Below are 8,920 nucleotides of genomic sequence, written 5' to 3' on the forward strand. Positions count from 1 at the left end.
GCGCGGCGAGCCCCATCGGCAGCGCCAGCAGGAAGGGCACCCGCCAGCCCCAGCCCGCCAGTTGCGACGGGGTCAGCACGGTCGCCAGGACCGCTGCCGCCCCGGCGCCCGCGAGCAGCCCCAGCGCCACCGTGAACGACTGCCATGCCCCGTACCGCCCCCGCCGCCCCTGCGGCGCGAACTCCGTCATCAGCGACACCGCCCCACCGAACTCCCCGCCCGCCGAGAGCCCTTGCAGGATCCGCAGCATCGTCAGGAGCCACGGCGCAGCCGCGCCGATCGAGGCGTACGTCGGCAGCGCGCCGATCAGCGTCGTGGCGCCGGTCATCAGGCAGATGACCAGGATGAGCGTGGGCCGGCGGCCGATCCCGTCACCGAGGCGCCCGAACAGCGCCGCCCCGACGGGCCGGAAGAAGAAGGCGAGGGCGAAGGACGCGTACGTCCTGACCAGCCCCTCCACGGCGCCGCCGCCCTCGGGCGTGAAGAAGTGCCCGGCGATGACGGTCGCGAAGCAGCCGTAGACGCCGAACTCGTACCACTCGATGAAGTTGCCGACGGAGCCCGCCACCAGAGCCCGGCGCGCGTCGGTCGGCCGGGCCGTCGCAGCAGGCCGTACCACGGGACCGGGAGCGGATGTGGTCATGCAGCAAGCGTGCTGACGGCGCACCCGCTCCACAAGCCCGGTCCACCATCTGCCGTACACCCCCGAGGCGGCAGGCTCTCGCCGCCCCGTGCCGCCCGTGCCGTCCGATCGCGCCGCCCGGGTGTGGCCGCCCGGGCTCGTCGTGCGGGCGTCCCACCCGTCAGGCGTCGAAGCGGTGGCGTGAGGCTTCGATGTGACCGAGGTAGCGGTGGGTCCAGTCGCACAGTCCGTCGATCGTCACGCGCAGGGCCCGGCCCGGCTCGGTGAGGGTGTACTCGACGCGTGGCGGCACGACGGGATGCACCGTCCGCTCCACCAGGCCGTAGCGCTCCAGCATGCGCAGGTTCTGGGTCAGCATCTTGTGGCTGATGCCCTCCACCTCATCGCGCAGCGCGTTGAACCGCAGAGTGTGGTCCCCCAGGGCCTCGATGATCAGGAGCGCCCACTTGTTGGCGACGTCCGAGAAGATCTCCCGCGCCAGAGAGTCCGCGCGTCGCAGGTCCGCCTCGTCCGGCGAGCCGGTGAACTGCTTGGTCACCATCAGGTTCCCCAGTCACTGAAAAGTGCGTTCTTCCATGTCAGTGGCCACTCTCCTACGGTTCCTGAGTAACCACAAGAGAGCACGTGAGCGGCGGCTCGACGGAAGCGAGCTCACGAGTGCTCATGACAACGGAGGCACACCACATGGCCATCACCCTGGTAAACCCCGGCGGACTGCCGGAAATCGGCGCCTACCGGCAGGTGTCGATCGCGACCGGGTCGAAGCTGGTCTTCGTCGCCGGGCAGGTCGCCTGGGACGCCGAAGGCGTCACGGTCGGTGAGGGCGACCTCGCCGCTCAGGTCGAGCGGTGCTACCTCAACATCGGCACCGCCCTGGCCGAGGTCGGTGCCTCCTTCGACGACGTCGCGAAACTGACCGTCTACGTCGTCGACTGGACCCCCGACAAGATGCCCCTGCTGATGGAGGGGATCACCCGGGCGGCCGCGGCGCTGGGTTCCGCACCGGTCCCGCCGGCCTCGCTCCTGGGCGTCGCGGCACTGGACGTACCCGAGCACCTGGTCGAGATCGAGGCCACCGCCGTCGTCGACTGAACGGGTGCGTTGACGGGCGCCGTGGTCAGCTCGGTTGGCGCAGTCCTGCGACGAGGAGTGCGACCAGTCGGCGCGCGTCGTAGCGGGGGTCGCTCTCGGCGCCGATGCAGAGGTTCCCGACGCCGCGCATGAGCTGGTACGCGTCGATGTCGGAGCGGATCTCGCCGGAGGCGGCGGCAGCGTCGAGCAGCTGGGCGCACACCGGCACGAGGCGTTCCAGGAAATAGGCGTGCAGCGTCTCGAAGCCGGTGCTGTCTCCCTGCAGCGCGGCGGCCAGGCCGTGCTTGGTGACCAGGAAGTCGACGAAGAGGTCGACCCACCGCCCCAGGGCGGCATGGGGTGTCGGGCCGGTCGTCAGCAGGGTCGGGCCGGCTTCGGCGCAGGCGTCGACCTGGTGGCGGAAGACGGCGATGACGAGATCCGCGCGGGTGGGGAAGTGGCGGTAGATCGTGCCGATCCCGACGCCGGCCTCGGCCGCGATGTCGCGTACCGGCGCCTCCACCCCCGAGGTGGCGAAGACCGCGGCGGCCGCATCGAGCAGGGTCTGCTGGTTGCGTCGGGCGTCCTTGCGCTTGGAGTTGGCTGAGCTTCCCGGGCCCCGGCCGTTGTCATCCACCGCGACAAACTCCTTTCGTGACCGCCCTTGTGAAGCGGAACGGCGTTCCGTATTGTTGGCGGAACAAGGTTCCGTTTCATTCATCATGGCAGATCAGAGGGCTGTTGGCCACGCTCCTGCCGAGATCAAACGGCCCGGACGGACGGGCCACCGAACGAAGACTGCGAAGGCACTGAACGAAAGGCACTTCCATGTCCGCATCGAAAACCACGAACGCGCAGACGACCGCAGGTGGGCCCACCACGGTGATATCCGCGAAGCCGGTCGTTCTGCCGGCTCCCGGTCGCGGCGAGGACCTTCAGGTCCGCGTTTCCGCCCCCGCGACAGGTGGCCACCTGCCCGTCATCGTCTTCTCGCACGGCTTCGGCTGGTCGATGAACGGCTATGCCCCGCTGGCGGACTTCTGGGCCGCCCACGGCTTCGTGGTCCTGCAGCCCACCCACCTCGACTCCAGGACGCTCGGCCTCCCGGCCGAGGACCCCCGTACGCCGCGGATCTGGCGCCACCGTGTCGACGACCTCAAGCGCGTACTGGACGGACTCGGCACCCTGGAAGCCCCCGTGCCGGGTCTTGCCGGGCGCCTCGACCGCGACCGCATTGCCGTGGCAGGCCACTCGTGGGGCGCCCAGACGGCGAGCACCCTGCTGGGCGCGCGCGTCCTCGACCCCGAGGGTGTTCCCGGCGAGGACATGTCCGATCCCCGCGTCAAGGCGGGTGTGCTGCTCGCGCTGCCCGGGCTGGGCGACGACCTGACCCCGTTCGCCGCAGAGCACCTGCCCTTCATGAGGCCGTCCTTCGACACGATGACGACGCCGGCTCTCGTGGTCGCCGGGGACCGCGACGACTCCGCACTGTCCACCCGTGGACCGGATTGGTTCACCGACCCCTACACCCACAGCCCGGCAGGCAAGAGCCTGCTCACACTGTTCGGGGCAGAGCACTCGCTCGGCGGTATTCCCGGGTACGAGGTCGCCGAGACGACCGACGAGAGCCCGGCCCGCGTCGCTCTGATCCAGCGACTCACCACCGCCTTCCTGCGCAGCGCCCTCCAGCCCGGGGACACCAGCTGGAAGGCGGCGGCCACCGCACTGGCGGAGGACCCCGAGCCGCTCGGGAAGCTGCAGAACAAGTAGCCAACCCGCTACCGAGCCTCACGGGCGCCGGTCCGCCCGGAGTGATGACTGCGTCGTCGTCCAGGGTCGTGCCCGCGAACTCCCGGCCAGGCCGTTCGCTGCACGGTCGTGGGCGCTCGCAGTCCGAGCCGGCGGTGCTCGGGCGGCCGGCTCAGGCGGCCGCTTCGCCGGGGGAGAGGACGGCTTCGACGTCCACCATGACATCGACCATGGGGCTGACGACCACTCCGCCGCGGTCGACCACGTCGTTCCAACTCACCCCGAAGTCATGCCGATTGATGCGCGTCCTGGCGACGAATCCGGCGCGTCGCCGGGGCCCGAGATCCCGTCCCTCCTCCCACCAAGGGGTGTCCCACTGCCCCAGGTAGACGACGTCGAAAGTTACGGCGCGCGTCACGCCGCGCACCGTGAGATCTCCGGTGACCTCGAACTCGGTTCCGCTCACCTGATGAATGCGCGACCCCACGAAAGTCCATGTCGGATGGTGCTCGACGTCGAAGAAGTCCGTACTGCGGAGGTGGGCGTCGCGCTGGGGCTGACCGGTGTACACCTGGGTCGCGTCGGCCGTCGCCTCGACGCGGGCCTCCTCCGGTCTGTCGGGATCGACCTCCAGCGATCCGTGGAGGTTCTTGAGCTGCCCGCGCACGTAGGTGACCATCATGTGCCTGGCCCGGAACTCCGCCGCGGTATGCCCGGGCTCGAAGAACCACTTGGTCATTGCCATGAGCGCCCCTGACGTGTGCCTGCAGCCACAAAGCCACCATGGGTCCGATGGCGGGCCGCGCAGCGGAGTGCGTACGGCTGCGGTGGCAGCCGACGTGCTCGCGGCGCGTCACCGGTGTTCGTTCACACCTTCGGCGATGAGGGAGACGCCGATGCCCAGCAGCCAGAAGTCCTTGGCCAGCGTGATTCCCTGCTCGGTCGGGCGCAAACTGCCTTCCTCCCGCATCCCCGGCGTACGCAGGTAGAGCCCGAGGGTGCCGACGGAGAACACGGTCAGCGCAGCCCCGGCGACAGCGGCGGGGACGATCGGTACGAGCAGCGAGGCGGCAATGGCGAGCTCTCCCACGGAGAGCAGCCTGGCGAATTTCCGGGCGTCCTGCTTGCCCAGGAAGGGGTAGGTCGTGGCGGCGAACTGCTGCAGCCCCTCAGCGGTGGCCTCGTCCGCACCGAGCTTCGAGATGCCGGAGTTCAGGAAGAACGTGCCGGCGGTGAGCCGGAGCGGAAGTTGCCGTGCAGCGGCGGAACACCATGCCGAACCGGATGCCATGCGGGAGCCTCCCAACAATTGCCCCACATACCACCCTCCCACCGCTTCGAAGCATGTCAAACGGGGATGGAACGAGCCGGATCTCCGGAACTCCAGGTCTCCGGGTCAGCCGAGGGCACGGTCCAGGTTGAACGCGGCGCTGATCAACGAGAGATGGGTGAACGCCTGCGGGAAGTTGCCGAGCTGTTCGCCGGTCAGCCCGATCTCCTCGGCGTACAGGCCGACGTGATTCGCGTAGGTGAGCATCTTCTCGAAGGCGAGCCGCGCCTCCTCCAGCCGTCCTGCGCGGGCCAGCGCCTCGACGTACCAGAAGGAGCAGATCGAGAAGGTGCCCTCGGTCCCTCTCAGACCGTCGGGGCTGGCTCCGGGGTCGTAGCGGTAGACCAGCGAGTCGGACACCAGGTCCGAGGTGAGCGCGTCCAGGGTGGCGAGCCATTTGGGGTCGGTGGGCGAGATGAACTTGGCCATCGGCATCATCAGCACCGAGGCGTCGAGCACGAGGTCGTCGAGGTGCTGGACGAACGCCCCGCGCTCGGGGGCCCAGCCGCGTTGCATGATCTGCCGGTAGATCGCGTCGCGGCTCTGCCGCCAGCGGGGGAGGTCCGCGGGCAGACCCCGCCGGTTCGCCATCCGGATGGCCCGCTCGATCGCCACCCAGCACATCAGCCGGGAGTACACGAAGTTCTTTCGTCCCCCGCGCGTTTCCCATACGCCGTCGTCGGGCTGGTCCCAGTGCTCGCAGAGCCAGTCCACCAGTACGCCGAGCTCCTCCCACCGGTCGCTGCTGATGGGCTGTCCCCATTTGTCGTACAGATATACGGAGTCGATGAGCGCTCCGTAGATGTCCAGCTGGAGCTGCCCGGTGGCGGCGTTTCCCACCCGTACCGGGGCGGACCCCATGTAGCCCTCCAGGTGGGGCAGTACGAGCTCGGGCAGCTCCGCGCGCCCGTCGATCCCGTACATGATCTGCAGCGGGCCCGCGGCAGTGCCGCTGCCCCGCATGATGCCCCGCTCGGACAGGAAGCGCATGAACGCCTCGGCCTCGCCGGTGAACCCCAGTCTGAGCATGGCGTACACACAGAAGGCGGCGTCACGGACCCACACGAAACGGTAGTCCCAGTTGCGCTCGCCGCCGATCTGCTCGGGCAGGCTGGTCGTCGGGGCGGCCACGATCGCACCGGTCGGCGCGTACGTGAGCAGCTTCAGCACGAGGGCCGAGCGGTGCACCATCTCCCGCCACCGTCCCTGGTAGCGCGAGCCGGCCAGCCAGTTGCGCCAGAACCTGACCGTCGTCTCGAACTGCTGCTCGGCCTCGGCCTGGGGGCAGGCCCGCGGGATGACGTCGTCAACGATCGGGTCGAGGGCGAACACGGCCGACTCGCCCTCGAGGAGCTTGAAGCGGGACTGCGCGTCGCGGCCGTCGCACTCCAGCTGTGCGGTGGTGGACAGTGCCAATGACAGGCTTCCGGAACGGAAGACCACGGTGTGATCGCCCTGGGCCTGTGCGGAATGCGGTTCGGCCCCGTAGCCGAAGCGGGGAGCCACATGGGCCGTGAAGGGAAGCGAGCCCCGTACACAGATCACCCGCCGGATCAGCCGGTGCCGGGCCGGGGCGTCCGAGTTGTTGGTGATCGGCATGAAGTCCTGGATCTCGGCCACCCCGTCGGATGCGAAGAACCGAGTGATGAGGACGTTGGTGTCGGGAAAGTAGAACTGCCGGGTCCGTGTCGGCACGTCCGCGGCGAGATAGAACGACCCGCCCCGGTCCGCGTCCAGAATGGAGGCGAATACGCTCGGTGAGTCGAAGCGGGGACAGCAGTACCAGTCGATGGTGCCGTTCGTGCCCACGAGGGCCGCACTGTGAAGATCGCCGATCAGTCCGTGTTCTGCGATCGGCAGGTAGGACGAGAGGTCCGTTCGTCCGAATCCGGCGTTCACGATACCGGCCTCCCTATGACGGCAGGCGCATAGTCCGTACACGTGATGGTAGATCTGCGCAGCCGCGGCTGCCACGCGCCCGGCGGATCATCGCGTCGTAGGCTCGGGTCCATGCACGCCACCCTGACGGATTACGCCCGATGCCTTTTCGGGGACGAGTACCGACCGACGCCGCCGTGCGACCGCCGGCACGATGAGGAATTCTTCATCGAGGAGCTGACGTTCGCCGACGCCGACGCGATCTTGGCCATGATGCGGGAACTGTGCCCGAGCCTGGTCGACGGATGGCTGCCTGTGCGCATCCGTAACCTCGCGTATCGGCTAGCTCTCCTTCAGAGGCCGGATGAACCGCAGCTGATGAGGGAGGCAGCGGCCAGCCTCTACTCTCATGGACCTGACTGGGACGACATAGCCACCGATCTTGAACGGCGGGCCGACGCCCTGGAAGCGGCAGCCTAGTGTGCGCACCGTGGGCGAGGTCGCTCCGGTGGCTCCCCTGATCGGGTGGTCCACCGGTGCCGGGTGGGTGTCCTTGCAGGTGAGGCCGCCGCCGACACCGGCCATGACGACCCGCCCTCGGTGCCGGGCGGGCCGAGACGATGTGCCGGACGAGGGCGGCGCCACGCCACGGGGAGCTCGGGCGACGGGCGGGCGAGCAGTTTTGCAACTGAGTGCAAAGGGTCAGGGGCAGGTCTCATCGGTCTTGGCTACGGTGAAGGTCAGCGGCTGACCGGTGAGAGCTGCCCCGGCCTTCGGATCCTGGCTGCACACCTTCCAGTTCGACTCCTGCAGGACCATGCGGTCCTGCACCGCGTCCTTCACCGTGATGCTGGCGTTGGAAGGCAGCGCTCCGCGGACAGCCTTCATGCCCTGGCCGACGAAGCTCGGCATGGTGTCACCGGCGGGCTTCGGGGCGGGCGCGTCGGTGGTGGGACAGGACTCTTCGAGCTTCACCGCGCCGAAGTCGACGGTGGTCCTGGTGTCGATGCTCGCGCCGGCGGCGGGGGTCTGCGAGCACACCTTCCAGTTCCGGTCGAGGGCTTGCAGTCGGTCGCGGCCGAGCGCGTCGTGAGACTTGAGGGCGAAGAACCCGGCGGCCTGGGCCTCGTCCTGGGCAGTCTGGAGGCCCTTGCCGACGAGGTTGGGGAGGGTCGCGGTCTTCGCGGCGGGTGCGGGACTGGACGGTGCGGGAGTGCTCGCGGCCGGGGTGCTGGGTACTGCGGGCTTGCCGGTGTCGGCGGTCTGCGGGTTGCAGGCGGTGAGAGCGAAGGTGGCGGTGGCTGCGAGTAGCGCGGCGGTGTGGTGTCGGTGCATCGCGCCACTCTGTCGGGGCGCGGGATGCTGTGGAGTGGATGTGACCGGTTTGTGATGCATGAATACCAAACGCCGCGACTGGGCGGGCCGGGCGGTGCAGCACGGCCCGCCTCTCTGCGCCGGGATGGTTGCTTACGGCCTGGCCCCGTCGGGTTGAGCATGACGGTAGCGGCCGATGCATCGGCGGGTATCCACCCGGGCGAACCTGCCGGATTCGGCGTGCCGGCTGATGGCCGCGTCGGGCTTCGTAATCCTCCCGCTCCCTCGGCGCGGCCCACTGCCGGAAGTTGCGCAGCCCGGCTCAGCTCGGCGGCTCGAGGCAGTTCTCCTCGAACTTGACGACTTTGACCGTCACCGGGGTGTTGTCGTAGAGCGGGGCGCTGGTGATCGGGGACTGGAAGCAGACGCGCCAGCCGCTTTCGTCGGCGGTGGGACGGCCCTGCGAACTCAGGTCCTGGATCTCGATGTTGGTACCGGACGGCAACGCGTCGCGCGCAGCCTTCAGGGACCTGCCGATCAGCCTCGGCATGTGATTGCCCGTCCAGACCGGGGTGGTCGCTCCTGCGCTGCTCGGGCTGCTCGGCTGCGGTGAGCCGGTGGACGAGGGCGTGGACGAGGACGTGGACGCGGCGGGGCCGGGCTTGTCCGTTCCGCTGTCCGCGGGCTCTGTCGTGCACGCGGTGACGACAAGCAGGGCGCCCGCGACTATCTGGATGACGTGGTGTGTCCGCATCGGAACATGCTCACCGCAGTGCCGGTGCGATGCGAGCGTTGTGACGGTCCTGTGACGAGTTCACCGAAGTCGCTTTGGCGGTGCAGGGGTTGATTCGCCAGGTCACGCGATCACTGGTTTTGGTGTTGGTGGGGGTGGGGTTATCGGGTGGTCCAGCCGCCGTCGATGGTGAGGGTGGTGC

The 8,920-nt window shown here is 69.0% G+C and carries 11 protein-coding genes; 3 read left to right on the top strand and 8 right to left on the bottom strand.

Features of this window, described 5'->3' with window-relative positions; genetic code table 11:
- Together ACWGE1_RS38040 and ACWGE1_RS38045 are read right to left on the bottom strand one after the other, a co-directional pair.
- Nucleotides 1-643, bottom strand: a 643-nt coding sequence (locus ACWGE1_RS38040; RefSeq protein WP_453425041.1) for an MFS transporter, incomplete at its 3' end; no start/stop codon positions are given.
- A gap of 160 nt (nucleotides 644-803) precedes the next feature.
- Nucleotides 804-1,184 (bottom strand): winged helix-turn-helix transcriptional regulator, encoded by a 381-nt coding sequence (locus ACWGE1_RS38045; RefSeq protein ID WP_453425042.1) that lies wholly within the window; start codon nucleotides 1,182-1,184, stop codon nucleotides 804-806.
- A gap of 143 nt (nucleotides 1,185-1,327) precedes the next feature.
- Between ACWGE1_RS38045 and ACWGE1_RS38050 the strand changes: the two genes are divergently transcribed.
- Nucleotides 1,328-1,735, top strand: coding sequence for a RidA family protein (locus tag ACWGE1_RS38050; RefSeq protein ID WP_453425043.1), 408 nt, complete (start codon nucleotides 1,328-1,330; stop codon nucleotides 1,733-1,735).
- A gap of 25 nt (nucleotides 1,736-1,760) precedes the next feature.
- Here ACWGE1_RS38050 and ACWGE1_RS38055 read toward each other — a convergent pair whose 3' ends face one another.
- Complete coding sequence (locus ACWGE1_RS38055; protein WP_453425044.1) at nucleotides 1,761-2,351, bottom strand: TetR/AcrR family transcriptional regulator; 591 nt, start codon at nucleotides 2,349-2,351, stop codon at nucleotides 1,761-1,763.
- A gap of 191 nt (nucleotides 2,352-2,542) precedes the next feature.
- Between ACWGE1_RS38055 and ACWGE1_RS38060 the strand changes: the two genes are divergently transcribed.
- Nucleotides 2,543-3,484, top strand: a complete 942-nt coding sequence (locus tag ACWGE1_RS38060) for an alpha/beta hydrolase family protein (RefSeq protein WP_453425045.1) — start codon at nucleotides 2,543-2,545, stop codon at nucleotides 3,482-3,484.
- 151 nt (nucleotides 3,485-3,635) lie between these two features.
- Here the strand turns inward: ACWGE1_RS38060 and ACWGE1_RS38065 are convergent, their stop codons facing one another.
- The 3 genes from ACWGE1_RS38065 to ACWGE1_RS38075 form a co-directional block, all read right to left on the bottom strand.
- Nucleotides 3,636-4,208: a YceI family protein gene (locus ACWGE1_RS38065; RefSeq protein ID WP_453425046.1), complete on the bottom strand. Its 573-nt coding sequence runs from the start codon at nucleotides 4,206-4,208 to the stop codon at nucleotides 3,636-3,638.
- A gap of 108 nt (nucleotides 4,209-4,316) precedes the next feature.
- Nucleotides 4,317-4,754, bottom strand: coding sequence for a hypothetical protein (locus ACWGE1_RS38070; protein ID WP_453425047.1), 438 nt, complete (start codon nucleotides 4,752-4,754; stop codon nucleotides 4,317-4,319).
- Between the two features lie 105 nt (nucleotides 4,755-4,859).
- Nucleotides 4,860-6,692: a glycoside hydrolase family 15 protein gene (locus tag ACWGE1_RS38075; protein WP_453425048.1), complete on the bottom strand. Its 1,833-nt coding sequence runs from the start codon at nucleotides 6,690-6,692 to the stop codon at nucleotides 4,860-4,862.
- Nucleotides 6,693-6,803: 111 nt separating this feature from the next.
- Between ACWGE1_RS38075 and ACWGE1_RS38080 the strand changes: the two genes are divergently transcribed.
- Nucleotides 6,804-7,151 (top strand): hypothetical protein, encoded by a 348-nt coding sequence (locus ACWGE1_RS38080; RefSeq protein WP_453425049.1) that lies wholly within the window; start codon nucleotides 6,804-6,806, stop codon nucleotides 7,149-7,151.
- A 222-nt stretch (nucleotides 7,152-7,373) separates the two neighbouring features.
- Here ACWGE1_RS38080 and ACWGE1_RS38085 read toward each other — a convergent pair whose 3' ends face one another.
- Together ACWGE1_RS38085 and ACWGE1_RS38090 are read right to left on the bottom strand one after the other, a co-directional pair.
- The gene (locus tag ACWGE1_RS38085) at nucleotides 7,374-8,006 is read right to left on the bottom strand and encodes a hypothetical protein (protein WP_453425050.1); all 633 of its coding nucleotides are present in this window, start codon (nucleotides 8,004-8,006) and stop codon (nucleotides 7,374-7,376) included.
- 301 nt (nucleotides 8,007-8,307) lie between these two features.
- On the bottom strand, nucleotides 8,308-8,739 hold the full coding sequence (locus ACWGE1_RS38090) for a hypothetical protein (RefSeq protein ID WP_453425051.1): 432 nt from the start codon (nucleotides 8,737-8,739) through the stop codon (nucleotides 8,308-8,310).
- Nucleotides 8,740-8,920 lie beyond the last annotated feature (181 nt).

It is taken from the genome of Streptomyces sp. NPDC054932 (assembly GCF_053610205.1).

Excerpts from the sequence above, each read along its gene's own strand:
- ACWGE1_RS38045 (WP_453425042.1), bottom strand. The coding sequence starts at position 1,184 with ATGGTGACCAAGCAGTTCACCGGCTCGCCGGACGAGGCGGACCTGCGA.
- ACWGE1_RS38050 (WP_453425043.1), top strand. The coding sequence starts at position 1,328 with ATGGCCATCACCCTGGTAAACCCCGGCGGACTGCCGGAAATCGGCGCC.
- ACWGE1_RS38060 (WP_453425045.1), top strand. The coding sequence starts at position 2,543 with ATGTCCGCATCGAAAACCACGAACGCGCAGACGACCGCAGGTGGGCCC.
- ACWGE1_RS38065 (WP_453425046.1), bottom strand. The coding sequence starts at position 4,208 with ATGGCAATGACCAAGTGGTTCTTCGAGCCCGGGCATACCGCGGCGGAG.
- ACWGE1_RS38070 (WP_453425047.1), bottom strand. The coding sequence starts at position 4,754 with ATGGCATCCGGTTCGGCATGGTGTTCCGCCGCTGCACGGCAACTTCCG.
- ACWGE1_RS38080 (WP_453425049.1), top strand. The coding sequence starts at position 6,804 with ATGCACGCCACCCTGACGGATTACGCCCGATGCCTTTTCGGGGACGAG.
- ACWGE1_RS38085 (WP_453425050.1), bottom strand. The coding sequence starts at position 8,006 with ATGCACCGACACCACACCGCCGCGCTACTCGCAGCCACCGCCACCTTC.
- ACWGE1_RS38090 (WP_453425051.1), bottom strand. The coding sequence starts at position 8,739 with ATGCGGACACACCACGTCATCCAGATAGTCGCGGGCGCCCTGCTTGTC.